The organism is Vibrio sp. 1180_3 (assembly GCF_029478545.1).
Classification (GTDB): Bacteria; Pseudomonadota; Gammaproteobacteria; order Enterobacterales; family Vibrionaceae; genus Vibrio; species Vibrio aestuarianus.
The window spans coordinates 43,199-63,665 of record NZ_SJFM01000001.1 but is presented as its reverse complement, the minus strand read 5'-3'; the positions used below and the strand labels follow the sequence as shown (position 1 = coordinate 63,665).

At 40.4% G+C, this 20,467-nt stretch carries 22 protein-coding genes; 18 read left to right on the top strand and 4 right to left on the bottom strand.

What is annotated here, in order from left to right; translation table 11 throughout:
* Positions 1-28 precede the first annotated feature (28 nt).
* The 15 genes from accA (at position 29) to EYW48_RS00250 (ending at position 14,033) form a co-directional block, all read left to right on the top strand.
* Positions 29-988: an acetyl-CoA carboxylase carboxyl transferase subunit alpha gene (gene accA / locus EYW48_RS00320; RefSeq protein WP_053310933.1), complete on the top strand. Its 960-nt coding sequence runs from the start codon at positions 29-31 to the stop codon at positions 986-988.
* A 430-nt stretch (positions 989-1,418) separates the two neighbouring features.
* Positions 1,419-2,033, top strand: coding sequence for a prepilin-type N-terminal cleavage/methylation domain-containing protein (locus tag EYW48_RS00315; RefSeq protein WP_277431737.1), 615 nt, complete (start codon positions 1,419-1,421; stop codon positions 2,031-2,033).
* Positions 2,034-2,101: 68 nt separating this feature from the next.
* Positions 2,102-3,526, top strand: coding sequence for a hypothetical protein (locus EYW48_RS00310; protein WP_277431736.1), 1,425 nt, complete (start codon positions 2,102-2,104; stop codon positions 3,524-3,526).
* A 27-nt stretch (positions 3,527-3,553) separates the two neighbouring features.
* Entirely contained in the window at positions 3,554-3,928 is a 375-nt protein-coding gene (locus EYW48_RS00305) for a TcpQ domain-containing protein (RefSeq protein WP_277431735.1), read from the top strand.
* Positions 3,915-5,324, top strand: coding sequence for a hypothetical protein (locus tag EYW48_RS00300; RefSeq protein WP_274681496.1), 1,410 nt, complete (start codon positions 3,915-3,917; stop codon positions 5,322-5,324). Before EYW48_RS00305 ends, EYW48_RS00300 begins: the two co-directional genes overlap by 14 nt.
* A gap of 8 nt (positions 5,325-5,332) precedes the next feature.
* Entirely contained in the window at positions 5,333-5,827 is a 495-nt protein-coding gene (locus EYW48_RS00295) for a hypothetical protein (protein WP_176313767.1), read from the top strand.
* A 3-nt stretch (positions 5,828-5,830) separates the two neighbouring features.
* Positions 5,831-6,643, top strand: coding sequence for a hypothetical protein (locus EYW48_RS00290; protein WP_277431734.1), 813 nt, complete (start codon positions 5,831-5,833; stop codon positions 6,641-6,643).
* Positions 6,640-7,122 carry a hypothetical protein gene (locus tag EYW48_RS00285; RefSeq protein WP_053310940.1) on the top strand — a complete coding sequence of 161 codons (483 nt, stop codon included), beginning with the start codon at positions 6,640-6,642 and terminating at the stop codon, positions 7,120-7,122. Before EYW48_RS00290 ends, EYW48_RS00285 begins: the two co-directional genes overlap by 4 nt.
* Before the next feature lie 5 nt (positions 7,123-7,127).
* Positions 7,128-8,684, top strand: a complete 1,557-nt coding sequence (locus EYW48_RS00280) for an ATPase, T2SS/T4P/T4SS family (RefSeq protein ID WP_080996363.1) — start codon at positions 7,128-7,130, stop codon at positions 8,682-8,684.
* Positions 8,662-9,681 carry a type II secretion system F family protein gene (locus EYW48_RS00275; RefSeq protein ID WP_176313770.1) on the top strand — a complete coding sequence of 340 codons (1,020 nt, stop codon included), beginning with the start codon at positions 8,662-8,664 and terminating at the stop codon, positions 9,679-9,681. Before EYW48_RS00280 ends, EYW48_RS00275 begins: the two co-directional genes overlap by 23 nt.
* 315 nt (positions 9,682-9,996) lie before the next feature.
* Positions 9,997-10,512 (top strand): hypothetical protein, encoded by a 516-nt coding sequence (locus EYW48_RS00270; protein ID WP_171980852.1) that lies wholly within the window; start codon positions 9,997-9,999, stop codon positions 10,510-10,512.
* A 462-nt stretch (positions 10,513-10,974) separates the two neighbouring features.
* Complete coding sequence (gene tilS, locus EYW48_RS00265; RefSeq protein ID WP_277431733.1) at positions 10,975-12,291, top strand: tRNA lysidine(34) synthetase TilS; 1,317 nt, start codon at positions 10,975-10,977, stop codon at positions 12,289-12,291.
* 60 nt (positions 12,292-12,351) lie between these two features.
* Complete coding sequence (locus tag EYW48_RS00260; protein WP_053310945.1) at positions 12,352-12,663, top strand: cytochrome c; 312 nt, start codon at positions 12,352-12,354, stop codon at positions 12,661-12,663.
* A gap of 108 nt (positions 12,664-12,771) precedes the next feature.
* Positions 12,772-13,110, top strand: a complete 339-nt coding sequence (gene glnB / locus EYW48_RS00255) for a nitrogen regulatory protein P-II (protein WP_168521350.1) — start codon at positions 12,772-12,774, stop codon at positions 13,108-13,110.
* Positions 13,111-13,190: 80 nt separating this feature from the next.
* Positions 13,191-14,033: an endonuclease/exonuclease/phosphatase family protein gene (locus EYW48_RS00250; protein ID WP_171980850.1), complete on the top strand. Its 843-nt coding sequence runs from the start codon at positions 13,191-13,193 to the stop codon at positions 14,031-14,033.
* Here EYW48_RS00250 and EYW48_RS00245 read toward each other — a convergent pair.
* From EYW48_RS00245 to gloB, 3 genes are all read right to left on the bottom strand, one after another.
* Positions 14,023-14,709, bottom strand: coding sequence for a YIP1 family protein (locus EYW48_RS00245; protein ID WP_053310948.1), 687 nt, complete (start codon positions 14,707-14,709; stop codon positions 14,023-14,025). The two genes, EYW48_RS00250 and EYW48_RS00245, sit on opposite strands and share 11 nt — an antisense overlap.
* A complete protein-coding gene (locus tag EYW48_RS00240) occupies positions 14,706-16,280 on the bottom strand; it encodes a LysM peptidoglycan-binding domain-containing protein (RefSeq protein WP_171980856.1) in 1,575 nt (524 codons plus the stop codon). The genes EYW48_RS00245 and EYW48_RS00240 overlap by 4 nt, the downstream gene beginning before the upstream one ends.
* Positions 16,281-16,352: 72 nt before the next feature.
* Positions 16,353-17,111 carry a hydroxyacylglutathione hydrolase gene (gene gloB / locus EYW48_RS00235; RefSeq protein WP_053310949.1) on the bottom strand — a complete coding sequence of 253 codons (759 nt, stop codon included), beginning with the start codon at positions 17,109-17,111 and terminating at the stop codon, positions 16,353-16,355.
* A 36-nt stretch (positions 17,112-17,147) separates the two neighbouring features.
* On the opposite strand from gloB, the gene EYW48_RS00230 reads away from it, so the two are divergent.
* Positions 17,148-17,891, top strand: a complete 744-nt coding sequence (locus tag EYW48_RS00230) for a class I SAM-dependent methyltransferase (protein ID WP_053310950.1) — start codon at positions 17,148-17,150, stop codon at positions 17,889-17,891.
* Between the two features lie 6 nt (positions 17,892-17,897).
* On the opposite strand, the gene rnhA is transcribed toward EYW48_RS00230, so the two are convergent.
* On the bottom strand, positions 17,898-18,365 hold the full coding sequence (gene rnhA, locus EYW48_RS00225) for a ribonuclease HI (protein WP_053310951.1): 468 nt from the start codon (positions 18,363-18,365) through the stop codon (positions 17,898-17,900).
* 56 nt (positions 18,366-18,421) lie between these two features.
* Here rnhA and dnaQ point away from each other — a divergent pair, with 56 nt between their 5' ends.
* Positions 18,422-19,165 carry a DNA polymerase III subunit epsilon gene (gene dnaQ / locus EYW48_RS00220; RefSeq protein WP_053310952.1) on the top strand — a complete coding sequence of 248 codons (744 nt, stop codon included), beginning with the start codon at positions 18,422-18,424 and terminating at the stop codon, positions 19,163-19,165.
* 8 nt (positions 19,166-19,173) lie between these two features.
* Positions 19,174-20,424, top strand: coding sequence for a TIGR03503 family protein (locus EYW48_RS00215; RefSeq protein ID WP_277431732.1), 1,251 nt, complete (start codon positions 19,174-19,176; stop codon positions 20,422-20,424).
* The last annotated feature ends 43 nt before the right edge of the window (positions 20,425-20,467 follow it).

The window sequence follows — 20,467 nt, the reverse complement described above, 5'->3', positions numbered from 1 at the left end:
TGAACGCTGAGTCAAAAAGGATCGGTAGATGAGCCTAAATTTTCTAGAATTTGAAAAACCAATCGCTGAACTTGAAGCAAAAATTCAGGCGCTACGTGACGTATCTCGCCATGGTGGTGATAAGTCCGTTGATCTAGATAAAGAGATCGAACTGTTAGAAAAGAAAAGCTTAGAACTGAAAAAGAAAATTTTCGGTGATTTAGGTGCCTGGCAAGTGGCGCAACTTGCTCGTCATCCACAACGCCCATACACCTTAGATTATATCAACCATGTCTTCACCGAATTTGATGAACTGGCAGGTGATCGCGCTTTTGCTGACGATAAAGCTATTGTTGGTGGTATTGCCCGTTTAGAAGGCCAACCGGTTATGGTCATTGGTCACCAAAAAGGGCGTGAAACCAAAGAAAAAGTAAGACGCAACTTCGGCATGCCAAAACCGGAAGGTTACCGTAAAGCGCTGCGTTTAATGCAAATGGCTGAACGCTTTAAAATGCCGATCATCACCTTCATTGATACCGCTGGTGCATACCCTGGTGTGGGCGCTGAAGAGCGCGGTCAATCAGAAGCCATCGCTAAAAACTTAAAAGTAATGTCTGGTTTAACAGTACCGGTTATTTGTAATGTAGTTGGTGAAGGTGGGTCTGGTGGCGCACTGGCTATCGGCGTGGGTGACTACGTGAACATGTTGCAATATTCAACCTATTCGGTAATTTCGCCGGAAGGCTGTGCTTCTATTTTATGGCGTGACTCAGATAAAGCACCACAAGCTGCGGAAGCGATGGGCTTAGTTGCTCCGCGCTTAAAAGAGCTAGAGCTGATTGATGAGATCATTGAAGAACCATTAGGTGGCGCGCATCGCGATCCAATTCAAATGGCGGCGAATATGAAAGCCACACTGCTAAAACAGTTAGCTGATTTACAACCACTAAATGAAGAAGCGCTGTTAGAGCGTCGCTACCAGCGCTTAATGAATTACGGTTATTGCTAATATAAAGAGTCATTACCAATATATAAAAAGGGTTGAACTAAGGTTCAGCCTTTTTTTCGTCTATTAATTAATGGCTAGCTGGAGTTTTCCCTACTTAAGTAGCCACAGTACTATTTGCTAATAATGTCATTTATTTTAAACTAATGAGTGATATATCATTATTGGGTGTGTTTAAGGTTTAGAAATTAGTCAACGATAATTAGTGGTGTAATGGTCTGTTTAATATGCATTTATTATCCAGATTTAATATTATTTACCTTATTTTAGGCCATTATATAATGCTGCTGGTATTGGTTTCATTATTTTTCATTATTAAATCATCTTTTATCAGGATTAATGCTTGGTAAATAATTTATAGTATCATCTACAAATAATTAACCAGTCCAACAATTAACATTAACATCCATTTGATAAAAAGTAGGTTTTTAAAATGAAAAGTATAAAAACAAGGAACTCTCGTAGCAGTAATAAAAAGATACGGGGTTTAGCGCTCTTAGAAATCCTTATTGCCATCGGTATTCTAGGTATAATCTCTGCTGGGGTTGCAACTTTAGCGTCTCGTACATTTGAAGAACAAAATGCTAGTTTAGTTAATAAGTCAGTTGCTGATTTGTCGATCTCAATAAAGAAAGCTTTCAGTCGTTCTGGTGGGTATAGTAATGTAACTAATGTGCTCGACACATTGGTTGCCGCAGGGGCTGTAGCGGCTGAGTCAGCAAGGAACCCAATGTCGAATAGTAATTATGGGTATGCTGCAATACAGAAATTGCCGTCTGCGGCCAGTGGTAGTGCCTTTGTTATCACAATCGAAGGATTACCTGATACATTGTGCAGAAAGATTGCAACTGGTCCTTTATTGCAAGATGCAGCTTATCTTGAAGTTGCAGCCGCAAACGCTACGGGTCCTACTGACTTAGATGCAACTCTTAATTTCCCGTTGGTACTTAAATCATTAAAGGGTACTGACTCAAAGACAAATGACCCATTAGGATATGGTGCGCTATGTACCAATGGCGACAATACAATTTTCTATGGTGCGTACTAAATACTAAATATAGCGCTTTATCGCTGTTGGTAAAGCGCTGGTAAAACTTTATTTTGGGTTAAAAGCTAGTGAAAATACAACGTGGTATAGCGTTACTTGAAGTGCTGATTGCTGTTTCAATCGTTGGGTTCATCATGCTCTATATGGCTCAATTACAACGTGGTCAAGTAGATGCACAGTCTCGGACATTAAATGCTGCTAAAATAGCGAAAATATATCAGCTGACGACTCAGGTTATGTTTGAGCCTTTAGTCGAAGTACGAAGTACAAATTCAAGTGATATAGAAACTTTTAAAATTAATAATACTATTAAAAATTTAAAAAACTCACTAAGCGGTTTTGGATATATTTATTTACCCGCAAGCGGTGTTAGTGCTGCTAGCTCTATAGACACTGCGAACTTTTTTAATGGTGTAAATGGTTCTATTCATGGTTGTGGAGGCTCTGATCCGGTTAAAAATGAACGAGTAAATTGCACACTAGGGCTTGAAGATGAGTTTAATTTGGGGTCTTCCTATAAGGTGAGAGGGATAAAAATTGATGGAGAAGCTCGTTCTTTTTTCTCTATTAATCACACCGGTCTAAGTGATATTCGTGGTGTGAAACCAACATCAGTCACGATTTTTATTGATGGACTTGAAGGCCTATCAGGACTTAACGACATTTATACTTTAGCTGAAGTGGCAAGCCAACAGGTTTCACAAATTGATGACATGGACAATAGTGCTTACGCGAAGATTCGTATTGCTAATTTTAACGCAGCCACTGTTGATCATTACGATACCGGGGTTGATGCGCACGAAGTGCAGGCAGATCATACGATCTTGCCTGGTGGCATAAGGACCAATATGGGCTTAGCTATTGTTTTTGACTTAGAGGGCACACAAGCGTTAAGAAGTGACGGTATGGTCGCTATTCAGAGCGATAGAGCTTTATGTTGGAACGTAGTCGCAGGCACACCTGCTGATGACTATATTTGTCAGTCAGCCATGATTTCAGATGTCAGTGATGGCGGGGGAGATGCTGTCAAGTATCTGCGCACTGATGGAAATTTAGTCTATCAAACGTCGGATCAAGAAAGCAGTGATAAATATTACCGTACACCCGTTGAAGTTGTAGTAAAAGCATTTGATAGAAGTTGTAATAGTGATGGTAATAATTGTCAGCCGATTAAAATAAATAAGCCTGTCTGCCCTAACATTGCAGGAAATGGTTTAGCGACACATTTATCTATTGTTGGGAGTTCTTATTCAAATAGTGGTTATGGTGCTTTTCCTGACGTTAATGATAACTCTTATGGACAGAACAGTATTTCCAGCCAAAATTCTAGGGCAGAAATTGTTTCTGGGATGCTTTTTCGATGGACGGATAAAGGTCATTATTGGGATGTGACGGGAATTATAGGATCACCCAATGACGTTAACGGTGATGAAGGCAGAAATCCTAGGTCATTACAAATTGTTGCATTACGTTGGTGTGAAGCGAAGCAGTAAACCTATGAAATAGAAAAGAAGTAAAAAATGAACATGATGAAATTAATGTTAATACCTATTATTAGTATAGGTTTTCTACCTGCATCTGGTTTTGCAAGTAGCGAATTAAGTGTAGAGCAAGGTAATCAATTAATAACAAGTAATGAAGATAAAAATATAGAGCTGGTGATAGAAGAAGGAGCCAGTTTTAAATACACATTGATTGAGTTTTTAAATGATTATGACTATAAAATGAAATGGGATACAGAAGATTTTATTTCAAGCTACCGGGTGAAATATCAAGCAAAAGACCCCATGTTCCTTGTAAAGAAGGTTGTGAGTGATATTCGTGATAATGGAAAAAAAATTAAAGCGACGGTTTATAGAAATAAAATATTGGTTATAACAAATGAAAATGACTAAATGCTTTACCATTATAATGGTAATACTTTCATCTGCCTGTGCAGATTTATCATCAATTAACCGTGATGCGGAAGATATTGAATCTAATAAATTAAAGTTGGAAGAGGATTTTTCGTCTTTTACGGTGTCTGATTCTAATTATATGGATCTAAAAAATAATAGCTCTTACCCTGATGGTTATTGGTCGCTGCATATAAAAACGACACATTTTAGTCCAGTTAGTATTGATATTTTACTTAGTGATTTAGCAAAAAGAATGAATGTCTCATTTTTTGATAAAGGTAGCGATGGCAATATTAAAAGATCTATTAAATTTGAAGGTAGTGTCGAAGACTACATTAAATATTTGACGGATGCTTATGATGTTTTTATTGATATCGATAAAAATAAAATCGTAAAAAGAAGTAGTAAGACTCAAATATATAAGCTTTACAATTCTCGTTATTTGAAAAATGAGTCACAGTATGCTTTTGGTTCGCAAGTGGCTGGTGGCGGCGGCAGTGGTTTTTCTGGTTCAATTGCTATCGGAGGAACAGTCGATTTGTGGAGTGAGGTAAAAAGTTACCTAGATTCTATCGCTGACGGTAGTGAGTCATTTAAATATTCTATTTTCCAGGAATTTTCTCAACTGTCCGCGACGGGATCAAAAAATGAGCTAGACAGTGTGAGGGAATTTGTCAATAGTTACAATAAGCTAGCCTCTACAGAGGTTAAAATATCGTATAAAATTGTGACAATTGACCAAAAAACATTGCAAGTTTTAGGCGCTGATATTCAAGGTGGAAATTCAACGGTTGGCATAAATGGCTCGGCAAGTAATGGTTTTGGTGGTAACGATGTAAGCTCAGTGTTATTTGGTTATGCTATTGATAAAGACCATGGTATTGGTGGATCGTTAACGGCCGAATTACTTCGCAGTGGTGCTAAAATTGTGAGTGAAGGTGTTGCGGTTAGTTTAAATGGCAAACCCGTTCCTGTTAATGCAGTAAACGAAGTCGGTTATGTTAGCAGTATTACCCGAGTACCTGGCGATGACGGCAATGAGGCCGCACAAACAGTATCAACAGATACTCTAGAAACAGGGATGTCATTTATGATCGTTCCTGAAGTTCTCACTGATGGTAGAATTAATATCACCATGGGGTATTCAAGGAAACGATTGAATAAAATAGCTTCATTTGGTGATGATGCTGACTCTGTTCAGTTGCCGGATATTTCACGAAACGAGAATATAAACAACCTAATTATAGAAGAAGGCAAAGAAATGGTTGCCGCAATATTTACAGAAGAACAGCAAAATCGAGGTGATTTTACAGGGCTAGTGGGTAAATCTATGCATGACTCAGACTCAAAAAACATTGTTGCTTTGATTGTCAGGGTAGATACGAAAAAATGAAAATCATAATGGATTCAATATGGCAATATAGCCACCCTGAAAAGCTTGAATTTCTAGATAAGAGAAAAAATATATATAATCTTATATTCTCTGGTGGTGAGTCTGATGATTCAGGAAAGATTAATTTTTGTATCAATACTAAATTGCAAAAAAAAGATGAAGCACAGAATATTCCGCTATCCAAGTTTCTTATAGATAATAACCACATTGTAAATGATGGTCATTATTATATAATTTTGGGTGAAAAGAAGAGATACAGTGTTTTCTATAAAGATGGAGTTATTTTGCCATTTTCAGATAGAATATGCAGTGAAAGTTTTGTTGATTCTTTGAAAGATATATTTAACATTAGTGGTACAGAAGTCATCGAATTGACTAAGCATGACCTAAATATGACTAATAAGAATGAAATATCTATTCGTTTGAGTACTGCATTGAAAATTTTATTTGGATTTTTTACTGTATCTTGCTTGTTATCATTAACATACTTTTATATGTGGTAATTTATGCAAATTTCACTTAGCAAAACTAAAATTTATGCTCTATCTACAGTTGCATTATCTATTGTTATGGGGTGTGGCTTAGGTGCTTATATTTTTAAAGAGAAACAAGAAGAAAGAGATAGAATTGAAGCTGCACAAAAAAAGGAACTTGAAAATATAAAATCGGCGAAACAAGGCTACTTAAAGTTAATTGAAATGGTTGAGGAGAAATTATCCTTTTCCATACCAGATTATAAGCGAGTGGAAAATGAATTTTCTAATTTAAACCTGCTTGGTTGGAAACCTGTCGAATTCAAATGTCAGGCTGGAAATTGTGAGTTTAAGTTAAGCACAGACAATAAGAATTATGTAGGTATCCCTAAAATAGCTCTGGGATATGAAAACATTAAAACTATTATGTCTGGTGATCAGTTGATTTTCCAAGAAATACGTTTAACTGGAATGAAGCGAGTGTTAAACGACAAAGAATATTACGATTTTCCTAGTTGTAATGACTCGTTATTCGATATGAGAAAGTTTATAGATATTAGTGGTTTTTCACTGGGTAATGGAGTAGGTAAAGCCTCTTTCAATTTCCAGCAGCCACGTTCTTTAGTTCAAAGTAAAGAGTATTTATCTAAAGGAAATTCTAGCTATTTAGATATATATGGAATTGACTGGAATGTACAAGATTTTGATTGGATGAAAATTAGTTATTTGTCTCGTTATATTTTAACTCGAGATAATGTTGGTGTGTCAGCTATACGAAAAAGTTTTTCTGATAAAGAAAGTATTTATAGCGCGAGTGGAACGGTTTATTGCAGGGGGAACGAATGAAAAATAAATTATTTTATATATTAACATTAGTGGTTTCATTTAACTCTTACGCTGCTGATGAAAGCGATATTAACAGTGATAAAAATTATCTTTATCAACAAGATGTGTTGCAAACAGCAAAGCTAATGGATGATATTAACTTATTAAAACTGAAGCTTGAGAAAGAAAAGATAGAAAAATCACTTAATGAGGAATTGCTAAGTAATATCGAAGTGAAAAAGCAGATTGATAAGCAATTAAACCGCAGCAGTGGTAAAGCTAAAGTATATGACCCAGCTGACGGCCCATTCAATTCGAATGGCATTAGGTTATTGTCTGTGACATCGCTACAAAATAGCCAGAAAATGGCAGTATTTAGTTTTTATGGTAGAAAATTCAATCTAGCACAAGGCGATAAATTTAAAAATTCAACCATAGATATTGATGATAGTAATGTAGTGTTTAACTACAATGGCAAAAAATTTAAGTACAGTTATTGATTATTATGGATGAAATAATAAAAACTGAATTTAATAACATAGATGTCACTAAGAGTGTTTCTATCCCAGGAAGAAATGGTCTAATGATTTGTTGGTTAAACAATGAAAATGACTATTATTTAGTGGATGATAATGGTGGTAAACAAGCGGTTTCTGACTACTTGATATTAGAATGTTTTAGTAATGATTTTGGTGATTTGCCCAAAGCTAAGTCTGTGGCAATTATCTCAAATACGGATTTTTACAAAGTATTTACTGCTATTGATTCTCAATCTGGTAGAGCTTCAAAACATAATACGGATATTGTTGATACGATAGATTCTCTGTTGGAAAGTGCTGTTGTGGCTGGGGCAAGTGATATTCATTTTGAACGAAATGATCAAGTTGCCATTATACATTTGAGAGTAAATGGGCTACTCAATAAGGTCAAAACAATATCAGCTGAAAGTTGTGATGAGATGATGTTTGTTTCTTACAACATTCTTGCTACAACCAAAGAGTCAACATGGAATCGTAATATTCCACAAGATGCCAACATACTTAGGGAATTACCTTCAGGCTCGTATCGTTTTAGATATGCTCATATGCCAATATTTGGTAAGTCTGGTGGTTGTTATCATGCGGTATTAAGGATAATCAAAGCTGAAACGATACAAGTATTCGATGCTATTGATAGTGATAAAAATCCTTTAGAAATCCTGCAGTTAACTCCTGATGAAGATAAGGATCTGCAAGCCATCATGCAGGCTCCACATGGTCTGTTATTAATAACTGGTGTGACTGGCTCGGGAAAATCGACGACCATTAAAAATGTACTTGAGTGGATGTATTCGAAAAAGTACAGCGGAAATGCTTGTTTCGTTACGGTTGAAGACCCGGTTGAATATAAGATTCAAGGTGCAATACAGAGTTCAGTGGTTAGACTGAAAGATGGCGCTAATGCTTTTTTACCAGCTTTAAAATCGGCGATGCGCCGCGACCCTGATGTATTAATGATTGGTGAGACTCGTGATGATCAGACCGCTACCGCATTGACTGGTGCGATTGAAAGTGGGCACTACGCTGTAACCACTGTTCATGCTGGGTCTGTAACTACGGCGATTCAACGTTTGGAAAGTCTAGGAGTGAAGCGTGATCGCTTGGCCTCTCCTGGATTTATCGCAGGGATTATAACCCAATCTCTTGTTCCTTTACTTTGTGAGTATTGCAAGGTTCCGCATAGCATTAATGATTTGGGTCATAAGCTTTTTCAAAAAAGTGAACAAGGGTGTGAACGGTGTAATCAAACAGGCGCATCTGGACGAAGGCCTGTGTTTGAAATGTTGGTACCTGATCTAAATATTTTGCAAGAGATCGCCAGTGGAAACCCAACCAAGGTTTATAAATGCTGGCGTGATAAGCACAATAAAAGGGGCAACCTGAATCAAGGTTACCTAATGAAAGAAAAAATATTTCTACTAGTGATGCAAGGGATCGTTGATTATCAATGGTTTATTAATTTCTATGGAGAAATTGAAGACAGCATGTTGAGAGAAATGGATGAAAAAATTAGCAACCAGTGATCGTGTTCAACTCTACAGAATGTTATCGGACTTAATGAAAGATGGTTTGCCATTATTCGAGTCATTAGGCTTAATCAACAAAGCAGGGAAGAGTGTTTATAAAAAATCTTTCCTCAAAAAGGTGGATTATATTTCAGAGCGTCTTCAAGATTCTTCATCGATATCTAGTGCGTTTTCAGGGGTTATTCCAGATGAAGAGCAATCTATTTTGGCATCGTCAGAGGTTGCAGGGGACTTAGTTGAAGGTTTCGAATCAGTTATTAGTTCTGTTAAAGTAAAACAACAAATATTTGCAAAGCTAACCAAGGCATTAACAGTACCTATCATATTAATTGCTGCCTGTGCTCTAGTTTTAATTATGTATAGTATTAAAGTTTTTCCAGCCTTTGAAGCGGTAATTCCGTTAGAAAAATGGCCTGGTCTATCCTACAACGTGTACAGCATTGGTTTATGGTTTATGCAACCAGGTTTCCTTTTCTTGCTTGCAGGTCTGGTTGTTTTTTTCTTCACTGTGTCAAAGTCATTGTCATTGTTGACAGGTAGTTTCAGAAATAATGTTTTGGACAAGATCCAGCCTTACAAAACATATAAAAAGCTGCAATCTTCACAGTTTTTAATGGATATATCGATACTGATTAAATCAGGTGTACCAATTGCGGATGCAATAGAGAAGAAGGCAGAAATGTCCAAAGGTTGGACGAAATATCATTATGATTTAATGTATAAAAACTTATCTATGGGGTTGTCTTACAAAGAATCACTCGATACCGGTTTTTTTTCCAGAGAAGATATATTTATTATTACTATTTACAGTTCATTAAATGGCTTTGTTGAAATGTTGACGGAAATTTCAAATAAATCTAACGAATCAACGCTAAAAAGTATTGATGATTTATCGGGAGTGTTAAATATTGTTTCGCTATTAATATTTGCCAGTGTTGTTTTGGCTATATTTGGTTCAACATTCATGCTTAGTAGTTCAATCTCCGGTGCGTAATGATATTCTATATTTCGTTTGCTCTAATTACTGCTATGTTAAGCAGTTGTTTGGTCAGTTTTTATCAACTCTGTGTTTTTAGATATAAACTTGGTTTTGATTGGAAGCGTATACTTTTGGAACCTTCATATTGTGAATCTTGTGGTTGTAAAATTAAGTATTATTATTTGATTCCAATCTTTGGTTTTGTGTTATCTAAAGGGAAGTGTGTGTCTTGCAATAAAAAAATACCAGTGAGGTATTTTTTTTCGGAAACAATTACTTTCTGTATCTCAATGTCTGTAGCGTTACTTTTAATATTGGAGTTTTTATGAAATGAATATTTTTAAAATTATATTTTTAGCAAGTGTTATTAGTTTTTCGTCGCTATCTTTTTCTGCCGGTGAGAACAAGATATATTCTTCCAGTTTTCTTCAGGGAAGTATGAAAGCATTTTATATTAACTTTACTATTCGTGTGAAAGATACTGATAATGGTCCAGGAGGACAAGAGCTTTACGGTAAAATTGTAATTGAGGAAATGAATGGTCAAGAGGTAAATTTACAGGTTTGGAAGAGAGCATCTAATAACCCAACAAATTCAACTTTAAATTTGAAAGTTGAACCTAGTCATCCTTTTATGACATCTGATAGTAGAGATAGCTACATAACTCTTTCTGGCGAAATCTGGGATGAGGATATGGCGGGACAACAGAATGATCGTCTTTGTAACTTAAAAGAGGGTGTGAGATTATACCAAAGTCAAGTGGGTGAACGCATTCATAATGTTTTCGAGAGGGGGCTGGGGCATTGTGATTATTTAGAGATTACTAAGTTTGAGTTAGCAAAGTGATTAGATATAATATTTTTTATTGCTAGTGGTTTTTCATTTTTATCATTATACCAATCACAGTAAATAAGTGATCAGAAATAGCGCAGGAAAAGGCTTGAGAACAAGGCAGGGTTTTTCGATAAGTAGTTATTCTACAATCAAAAATTCTAACGAAGTTATCGAGCATTTTAACCAGCGAGGATGAACAGTTACTTACTACGATTGGTATTATTTCGGTGGTTGGTGATGAACAACTCACACTGTATCTATAGTTTTCGCAAGTTTTTTCGCTGATAACGGTATGCAGATATCAAGAGTATCTATTCCAAAGGTGACTGGCTACGTTCTGTTGCTCCTGTCTTACATCTTTAGCTGAAAAGCCATTTCAAGACTGACGCTTTCAAGGTAAACTCGAGCTTGCAGCACCCGTTTTATTTCCCATATATGGCTAATTCACCTGACTTTTTTCGAGCATAAAGCCCTATGACAGAGCTCTATTCTATTTTTTCGCAAACCATTAAGCGTTATTACCAACCGACAGGTAAGTTGGTACTCGGCTTTAGCGGTGGTGTTGACTCGCGTGTTCTGCTGGAGTTACTTGCCCAGTATAAAGAAAGTCATGACTGTGAATGTTGCGCCGTTTATGTGCACCATGGTTTGAGCGAGAATGCGGATCGATGGGCGGTGCAGTGTCAGTTGTGGGCGCAAACGCAGGCAATCCCATTTTTTATCGAAACCGTGCAATTAGATCGAAACAGTGGAAAGAGCATTGAATCTTTGGCGCGAGTGGCGCGCTATCAAGCATTAGCGAAATACATTACACAGAATGATCTACTGTTAACGGGTCAGCATGCTGACGATCAAATCGAAACATTTTTGCTCGCGCTTAAACGTGGTAGTGGGCCGAAAGGCTTGTCTTCTATGGCGCAACGCATGCCGTTTGGTGATGGGTATATCGTTCGTCCGCTGCTTAGTACAACTCGTGCGCAAATAGAAGCTTATGCGCAGCTTAAACAGTTAGAGTGGGTGGAAGATGAGAGCAACCAAGATACCCGCTTTGATCGCAATTTTATTCGCCATCAGGTGACACCGGTTCTTAGCCAGCGCTGGTCTCATTTTCATCAAGCGGTGGCTCGCAGTGCTGAATTGTGCGCGCAACAACAATTGTTGCTAGAAGAGCTTCTGCAAGAGGCGCTGCACAGCGCGAAAATGGCAGATGGGAGCTTATCAATTCATCACCTTTCTCAACATAGTGAGCTAGCCCGAAGTCAATTATTGCGAATGTGGCTAGCCGCGTTAGGTGAGCTTATGCCGAGTAAAGAGCATTTGCTGATGATCTGGAACCAAGTCGCGTTAGCTCGCCTTGATGCTAACCCATGTCTGAAACTCGGTGATAGTGAAATTCGTCGCTTTGATCAAAAGCTATATTGTGTCCAAACTCAGCAAGATGTTTCGCAGTGGCAAGCGCCTATAGGGCTTAATCAAGCTGTTGAGTTGCCAGATGGCTTGGGCGTACTGCACTTAAAAGCTTTGGAGCAAGATAATCAAGGTGGGATTGCGCTTGCAGGCAAGTCACAAGAGTTATGGATAAGCTTTGATCCACAAGGGCTTAGTGCTTGCCCTGTGGGTCGCGTTGGTCGTCGTAAATTGAAAAAACTGTTTCAGGAATATGGAGTGCCAAGCTGGTTGCGCCGTAGAACTCCGATACTGATGTATCGTGATCAAGTTGTTGCGGTTGCAAATTTGTTTATTGATCGTGATTTCAGTGGGCAAGATTGTGAACTTAGCTGGGACAAGTGAACGCTTTTGATGCAAAATTCGTATAAAACGCATAACTAATATGGACATAAAGGTGGAGCAATGAAAAAAATCGCAATGGGAGTGGTTATCGGCTTAGGTCTTCTTAGCGGTAATGCTATCGCGGGTGATGCCGCAGCAGGTCAAGCCAAAGCAGCGGTATGCGCAGCGTGTCATGGTGCTGACGGTATTGCTGTTATCCCCGGCTATCCAAATCTTAAAGGACAAAATGAGCAATATCTTGTCTCCTCTATTAAAGCGTATAAAAACAAAGAGCGCACAGGCGGGTTAGCGATGGTAATGCAAGCACAAGCGTCCATGCTCAGTGATGCTGATATTGATAACCTCGCGGCTTACTTCGCAAGTTTAAAATAATCTCAATACATTTATTCAATCTGCCCAAGCATTGCTTGGGCTTTTTATTGATTGTTTTTTTTTGCTAGCAGATAATGCCAGTCGTTGAAGACAGTTTAAGGGATGAACATGAAAAAAATTGAAGCCATAATTAAACCATTTAAACTCGATGATGTACGCGAAGCGCTTGCTGAAGTTGGTATCACAGGGATGACGGTTTCTGAAGTGAAAGGTTTTGGTCGTCAGAAAGGACATACCGAGTTGTACCGTGGTGCTGAATACATGGTGGATTTCTTGCCAAAAGTGAAGCTTGAAATTGTGGTTAGTGATGATGTAGCAGACCATTGTGTCGAGACCATTATTGAAACGGCGCAAACGGGTAAAATTGGTGATGGTAAAATCTTCATTACTAGTGTTGAGCGTGTTGTGAGAATTCGTACCGGTGAAGAAGACGAAGACGCTATTTAATTTATCTAGAAAAGGAGCGATTCGCTCCTTTTTTCTCCTATTACTCCCTTGTTTCTGGTTCACATCGCGTGGCTAAATTCATGAAGAAAAAATACCTCATTGCCTTACCTGTGTTTGTTATTTTTATTGCCGTGGTGAGTTTTTTCTTTATCTTCACCATCCCTAGCCAGCCGCAAATACTGACAATCAATCATCAAAATAGTGCATCACCTTTAGTGTGCTACGACAACCCCAATGCTCAGGTTATTGATGCTAACGGGCAGCTAGAGTTACTGGTTTGGAATATCTATAAGCAAAATAGAGTTAACTGGCACAGTGAGCTAGATAAATTCAGCCAATCATCTCAACTGCTGTTACTCCAAGAAGCAAGTATGACGGAAGCATTGAAATCTTGGATTGTCGAACGTCAATGGGGAGGAAACCAAGCCGCTGCTTTTCGGGTATTCGGTGAGTCTGCTGGGGTGCTGAATTTGTCAAAACAGATGCCTAGTTACGCCTGTGCTTATACGGAAGTTGAACCTTGGTTGCGTTTACCTAAATCGGCCATTTATGCGCTGTATCGTTTAAGTGACGGGCAATCATTAGCAGCCGTGAACTTGCATGCGGTTAATTTTACTTATGGCACAGATGAATACGCTAACCAGTTATCCACCTTGATAAGCAAGTTAGATGAGCACAAGGGGCCGGTGATTGTGGCGGGAGACTTCAATAGTTGGAGTGAGCAGCGCATGGCGGCGATGAAAACGGCGTTACAAGGCGCAGGGATGCAAGAGGTAATATTTAGCCCTGATAACCGCATCCAGTTTGTCACCGGTTTAGTTCTTGATCATGTCTTTTATCGTGGGCTCACTGTGATAAACGCAAAAGCGCCGCAAACCGACGCTTCTGATCATAACCCTATGTTGGTGCACTTTAGCTTATAACAATGTAGAGCGCCCAAATTACATAGTAACCGACCCAAGGCAGTGCAGAGATAGCCAAAGCTTGCCCACGTTCCAGTTCAGTCCAAGCGCCCACTGCGGCATACCCTAGCACAATATACCAAGGTAAAAGCAGAGGAAAAGAGCTGGCAAACTGAGACCAATCGTTTGTCAGAGGTAGCTTGAGTAAACCATTCAAACTGTTTAAGTCTGCGGCGTAAGTCATCACTTGGCCATGCTTTAGCAGTAGGCTAGCGTAGCTGGCTAAGTCACCCAACACGGCAGGGAAAGTGATGACAGCACCTGCGGCAAACCAACGCCAAAAGCCATGCTGGTGCTGACTTTGTTTGGTGGCTAAATGGAACCAGAAAGCCAGCATGAAAATCGTGACTGTACGACCAATCATATCACTGATGATTTCACTGGCCATTAGGGTATTTGCATCCAACATCTCTAGTTGAACTGGGTTTACCACCGCCAGTTGTGGTGCAAGTGCTGCTTTGAGCCATTCGAAGTTGACGATATCAAAATAAGCACCCCAGAATAGAAATGGGCTCAGAATTAAAAAGATATAAGGCTGCCAGCCCCACATTCCTCGTTGATAAATGGCAAGGAAACAAGAGGTTGGTGAACGGAATATATCCACCAACATGGTTAAAGGGTTGCTAGACGGGTTCATACACTGACCTTAGTAACGTCGACATAGAGTTTAAGTTTTTGACCTGGTTTTAGGTACTTTTGATTCGCAAGATCATTCCAGTTAACGATGTCATGACTTTTCACTTTAAATTTATTCGCGATACCACTTAGCGTATCGCCAGAGCGAACTTGGTAAAAGACGGTACGGATAATCGCGCCATCACTGCTATTTTTCCAAATAACCAGTTTTTGGCCGATTTTTAATGTGTCTCGTGGCCCCATGCCATTCCATTTTGCCAATGACTGGTGAGAAATGTTGTGTTGCTTTGCAATACTCCAAAGGCTGTCACCACTGGTAACGGTATGCGAGAGTTTGTATTTGCCTCGCGCCATCGACTGAGTTTTGGCTAGGCGGTTGCTGGCACTCAGCGCGTAAGCTTTTTCATCTTTCACCGAAGTGGGGATCATCAAATATTGTCCAGCACGGATACTATTGCTGGTGAGGTTGTTTGCTGTTTGAATCACTTTAGTGGTGGTGCTGTGCTGCTGAGCAATCACACTCAAGCTATCTCCCGATTTAACCTTATAGCGCACCAGTTTCATTCCCTTGCCACGGTTTTGTTGCACTGTTTGCATGAAAGCATCCGCTTTATCAACCGGGATCAGTAATTGGTACGGGCCTGTTGGGGAAGTCGCCCACTGATTATAGGCTGGGTTATAGCTTTGCAGCTCTTTCACTGTCATGCCGGCATAGTTAGCGGCAATGGCAAGATCAAGCTGCTCTTGTGGGTCGACTAATTCCAGTACCGGTTTGTTTGCGATTGCTGGAATGGTAATACCGTATTTTTCTTGATTGGCGATGATGTCTGCAACAGCAAGCAGTTTCGGCACGTAGCCTGTGGTTTCAGTTGGCAGATCTAAGGAAAAGAAATCGGTAGCTTTACCCGCTTTTTGATTTTTACGAATTGCGCTTGAGATACGACCACCACCGCTATTATAGGCGGCAATCGCGTGGTTCCAGTTACCGTCAAAACGCTTATTAAGATAAGTCAGGTAATCTAAAGCGGCATCGGTGGCGGCATCGACATCTCGGCGGCCGTCATACCAAAAGTTTTGCTCTAAACCGTACATTTCCCCTGTACCTGGTACAAATTGCCACAAGCCAGCTGCGCTGCCGTGCGAGTATGCAAAGGCATCAAATGAACTTTCGACTATCGGTAGTAAGGCTAGCTCTAGCGGTAATCCGCGCTGTTCAATTTTCTCTGTAATCAAATAAAGGAAAGGTTCAGCACGCTTAGAAACCGTTTTGAGATGGTTAGGATGCTTAAGATACCAAGTACGGTAGTAACTGATGGATTTGTGATCGGGGATATCCATCGAGAGCTGCATCGCAATACGTTGCCATACGTCTTTTTGTTGTTGTGGGGTAACGACCTTTGGGAGCACTTTTGCAGGTTGCACCGGTTTATTCGCATGAGTACGGTTGGTGGATGTTTGAACTTGAGGGCTATTGGCCTCTTCGGAGTTTGGTGAGGTAGTTTGATCTACTGGCTGGGTGATTTGGCATCCGGCTAATAACAGCACTACCACCCAGCTAAATTGAACTCGCATGTATAACAGCCCTTTGACTAAATGGCTGCTGATAATACTTGTCATTTTATGGCGATGACAAGCAGCAAATCGTTAAAATTCGTTCTTCCACTCACGTAATGCGGTAAAGATTGATTGAGGATCGGTTTGTAGGGTGCGATTGGCGACCGATTTCATCACACTTTCTTGTTGCGTACGTAAAAAAGGGTTGATTAATTTCTCTTGGCGAATGGTGGTTGGCACTGTTGATTGTTGCTGAGCTCTAAGACGATTAACTTGGTCACGATACTGATGTAAGTGGTCGTTATCAGGTTCGACTGCAAGTGCAAATGCCACATTACTGGCTGTGTATTCATGGGCGCAATACACTTCAGTTTCCTCAGGCAATGCGGCTAGTTTATTCAGTGAAGTGAACATTTGTTCCATGGTGCCTTCAAATACGCGACCACAACCCGCGGAAAAGAGTACGTCGCCACTGAATAGTTTTGCATCCCCCACGTAACCAATGTGTCCATTTGTATGTCCTTCGAGGCCTAGCACCATAAATACTTCATCAAATAGTTCTATTTGGTCCCCGGCTTCAACTGGGTGAGTTAAGGTCGGAATCGGTTCATTCACTGGGCCCACGACATTTATATTGGGGTGCTGGCGAACCAATTCAGGTACACCACCAATGTGGTCATGGTGATGGTGGGTAATCAGAATTGCTTCAAGGGTCAATTGATGTTCGGTGAGGTATTGCAACACCGGAGCAGCATCGCCCGGGTCGACAACTGCACAACGCTGATCGCTATTTTGGATCAGCCAGATGTAATTATCATTAAATGCGGGTATGCTTTTGATCTGTAACATGAGTATCTCCAGTCACCGAGGTGAAATAGGTTATCGATGAAGCCAGCACGTAGCGAAAAGAAGTTAGATAAACCTCACTCTTGGTCTCAGCTTAAAAATGGCCAGTGGGTCAGTGATTCTATTCAAACTCGGCTTGATGAGTGGTGCCCAAAATTGTTTGGCTACCATATGCTTAAGCTCGGTGGTCTTAGTTGTGAGCTTGCCAGTTGCAACTGCAATATTCAACACCAAGTTAATCTTGATATAAAAAATCCGTTACATAACGTCATTGCGGATAGCTATGAACTTCCATTTCTAGAAAAGAGTTTCGATGTGGTGATGTTGGCGCATCAGCTCGATTACTGTGATGACCCGCATCGCGTTTTACGAGAAGTCGATAGAGTTATGATTGACGATGGTTACATCATTATTACCGGCTTTAATCCGATAAGTTTTACTGGTATAGCTAGTTTTATGCCATGGCGTAAACGCAACCTTCCTTGGAGCGGGAGAATGTTTACGGCAAGCCGCATCAAAGATTGGCTGAGTATTTTGAATTATCAAGTGATCGCGTGTGATCAATACGCGTTGTTTCCTATGCAAAAATATCAACCGATGTGGACATGGCTCGAAAACAGTATCGGAGACTGGGCGTCTCCATTTGGTAGTTTGTACTTTATTGTTGCTCGTAAACGGACTTATCCGCTTAAACCGATTAAGCCGCATTGGCGTTTGAAGCGACGCCTCTCTCCAGTTGGGGTGAACTATCGTTTAAAGAGCCAAAATCAAAATAAAGCGTAATATGGTTTATTCGTTGGGCTGATAACCCGTATCTTCTTCGGTAGGATTTTCGGCAGCCGCGCGTGCTAATTCATCGCATATTTCATTTTCGCGATGACCTGCGTGACCTTTGACCCATCGCCAATCAATCTCGTGGCGGGCGCTTTCTTTGTCTAACAATTGCCATAAATCTGCGTTTTTGACTGGCTTTTTATCTGCCGTTTTCCAACCGCGTTTTTTCCAGTTGTGGATCCACTGGGTTATTCCTTGACGTACGTATTGGCTATCGGTCGTTAGAATGACATGACACGGCTCTTTAAGTGACTGCAACGCAACCACCGCAGCTAACATCTCCATTCGGTTGTTGGTTGTCAGTGTATAGCCTTTGGCTAAGGTCTTTTCGGTCTGCTTATAACGCAGGACAATGCCATAGCCACCGGGGCCGGGATTACCCAAGCAAGATCCATCAGTGAAAATTTCCACTTGTTTTGTCATGATTTGGTACTATTAGGTTACGCACATTATCGGCATAGTCTGACATAGATATCCTTATGAATACTAGTAGCAATTCAGAATCTCAACGTATCGTTGTTCTCGATACGGAAACCACGGGTATGAACCGTGAAGGCGGTCCTCATTACGAAGGACACCGAATCATTGAAATTGGTGCTGTGGAAATTATTGACCGGAAACTGACTGGTCGTCATTTTCACGTCTACCTAAAACCGGATCGTGAAATTCAGTCAGAAGCGGTGGAGGTTCATGGTATTACCGATGAATTCTTGGTTGATAAACCACTATACCGAGAGGTGCACCAAGAGTTTTTAGATTTCATCAAAGGGGCTGAATTGGTTGCTCACAACGCGCCCTTTGACGTTGGCTTCATGGATTATGAATTTAGCAAACTTGACCCACGTATCGGTAAGACTGAGCAATATTGTAAAGTGACCGATACCTTGGCAATGGCCAAGCGTATTTTCCCCGGTAAGCGCAATAACTTAGATATTTTGTGTGACCGCTACGGTATTGATAACTCACACCGTACCTTGCACGGCGCTTTGCTCGATGCCGAGATCTTAGCCGACGTCTACCTGTTAATGACGGGGGGGCAAACCTCATTGCAATTTAGTGCAGGAACTCAAAGTGATGGCAGTATGGGAGGAGAGTCAATAAAACGTGTCGCTGCTGGGCGGAAAAAGCTAAAGGTTTTGCACGCGTGTGCCGATGAATTACAAGCACACCAAGAAAGATTAGATCTGGTAGAGAAGAGCGGAAGCTGCCTCTGGCGTCAGTAGGAGAAAATATGTTGAGGATAATGGCGGCTTGTTTAGGGCTGATATGGAGTATTGGTGTTTTTGCTGAGAGTGCATCCTCAATGTCGTTGCTCGATAACCGTTTTCGGGTTGATCCGACCATTACGCAAATTACTTTTGTGATTTATCGCGAACCCGCTTCTCAGCCTGTGGTGTTGGTGCGTCCGGACGGTAAAAAGTATTATGCGGGGCGACATGAAGACAATATGCGTTGGTATCAAGAACCTAGCATGGATATTATTTCTATCGATACACCTATGCCGGGGCCTTGGCAGGCGATAGGTAAAGTGTCGCCTAAAAATAACATCAAGTTAATTTCTCATCTCCAACTCAATACCGATGTGTTTCCAAATCGTCTTTATCTCGGTGAGGAGATCAAGTTTACTGCTCGCTTGAGCTCTGATGGCCAGCAGCTTAAGTTGCGAGACTTTTTAGACAGAGTTAACTTGAAGGTCACGTTTACCAAATATGTCGAAAATGAAGACGAGTTGGTGAAAGAAGCACGCCCCATTCCCGAAGTGATAGGTGAGTTTAGCGATGATGGCCGTGGTTTAGATGAATACCCCGGCGATGGTGTATTCACCGTTGCGTTACCAATTACTCCTCAACCTGGCAAATACCGTGTGCGAATTACATCTGGCAATGGTGTGTTCTTACGTGCGCAAGAACAAGAAGTCTTGGTTTATCCAACACCGATATTAACCACTTTTATTCAATCTCGAGTTGATGGAGAGCCGCACCAGGTCGTTTTTTCCGGCGAGCAAGGGATGATTGAGCCTGGCTCAATTGCGGCACATATTGAGCATTCGGATATCTATGATGAGCGGTTTGTTGCTGAAAGTCAGTCCGCTGAAGATGAATTAAAACTGAGCCTAGATATACCCAATGAAGGTGATAATGGGAATTATCGTTGGTCAGGTAAATTGTATGCTACCGATCTCTCGAATAAGCGACCGCTGTATTTTCCAATAGCTGAGCGAACTTACAGTGTGGTTGATGAGGTGAATATTGCTGAAACGCGGCGTTTACAACTCGAAGAAGAAGCAAAACAGCGTCAGATAGAGCAAGAAAAGCTGATCATTCAAATGCGTGAAGAGGCGACGAGTCGTAGCATTATGATCATCGCTATTGGCAACGTGGTGGCAATCCTTTTAGGGCTATTGATATGGTTTATCATACGCAAACTGAAAGCAAGGAAAGCACTGCAACCTGAGTTGCAATTGAATATGCCCAAGAAATAGCACAGTCGGAGTCGGTATAAATTAGAAATCGGTTGTTTTAGTT

Coding starts and splice junctions, on each gene's coding strand:
- EYW48_RS00230 (WP_053310950.1), top strand. CDS start 17,148: ATGAAGCCAGCACGTAGCGAAAAGAAGTTAGATAAACCTCACTCTTGG.
- rnhA (WP_053310951.1), bottom strand. CDS start 18,365: ATGACAAAACAAGTGGAAATTTTCACTGATGGATCTTGCTTGGGTAAT.
- EYW48_RS00290 (WP_277431734.1), top strand. CDS start 5,831: ATGCAAATTTCACTTAGCAAAACTAAAATTTATGCTCTATCTACAGTT.
- gloB (WP_053310949.1), bottom strand. CDS start 17,111: ATGTTACAGATCAAAAGCATACCCGCATTTAATGATAATTACATCTGG.
- EYW48_RS00245 (WP_053310948.1), bottom strand. CDS start 14,709: ATGAACCCGTCTAGCAACCCTTTAACCATGTTGGTGGATATATTCCGT.
- EYW48_RS00215 (WP_277431732.1), top strand. CDS start 19,174: ATGTTGAGGATAATGGCGGCTTGTTTAGGGCTGATATGGAGTATTGGT.
- dnaQ (WP_053310952.1), top strand. CDS start 18,422: ATGAATACTAGTAGCAATTCAGAATCTCAACGTATCGTTGTTCTCGAT.
- EYW48_RS00260 (WP_053310945.1), top strand. CDS start 12,352: ATGAAAAAAATCGCAATGGGAGTGGTTATCGGCTTAGGTCTTCTTAGC.
- EYW48_RS00305 (WP_277431735.1), top strand. CDS start 3,554: ATGAACATGATGAAATTAATGTTAATACCTATTATTAGTATAGGTTTT.
- EYW48_RS00275 (WP_176313770.1), top strand. CDS start 8,662: ATGAAAAAATTAGCAACCAGTGATCGTGTTCAACTCTACAGAATGTTA.
- tilS (WP_277431733.1), top strand. CDS start 10,975: ATGACAGAGCTCTATTCTATTTTTTCGCAAACCATTAAGCGTTATTAC.
- glnB (WP_168521350.1), top strand. CDS start 12,772: ATGAAAAAAATTGAAGCCATAATTAAACCATTTAAACTCGATGATGTA.
- EYW48_RS00300 (WP_274681496.1), top strand. CDS start 3,915: ATGAAAATGACTAAATGCTTTACCATTATAATGGTAATACTTTCATCT.
- EYW48_RS00285 (WP_053310940.1), top strand. CDS start 6,640: ATGAAAAATAAATTATTTTATATATTAACATTAGTGGTTTCATTTAAC.
- EYW48_RS00280 (WP_080996363.1), top strand. CDS start 7,128: ATGGATGAAATAATAAAAACTGAATTTAATAACATAGATGTCACTAAG.
- EYW48_RS00295 (WP_176313767.1), top strand. CDS start 5,333: ATGGATTCAATATGGCAATATAGCCACCCTGAAAAGCTTGAATTTCTA.
- EYW48_RS00315 (WP_277431737.1), top strand. CDS start 1,419: ATGAAAAGTATAAAAACAAGGAACTCTCGTAGCAGTAATAAAAAGATA.
- EYW48_RS00240 (WP_171980856.1), bottom strand. CDS start 16,280: ATGCGAGTTCAATTTAGCTGGGTGGTAGTGCTGTTATTAGCCGGATGC.
- EYW48_RS00250 (WP_171980850.1), top strand. CDS start 13,191: ATGAAGAAAAAATACCTCATTGCCTTACCTGTGTTTGTTATTTTTATT.
- accA (WP_053310933.1), top strand. CDS start 29: ATGAGCCTAAATTTTCTAGAATTTGAAAAACCAATCGCTGAACTTGAA.
- EYW48_RS00270 (WP_171980852.1), top strand. CDS start 9,997: ATGAATATTTTTAAAATTATATTTTTAGCAAGTGTTATTAGTTTTTCG.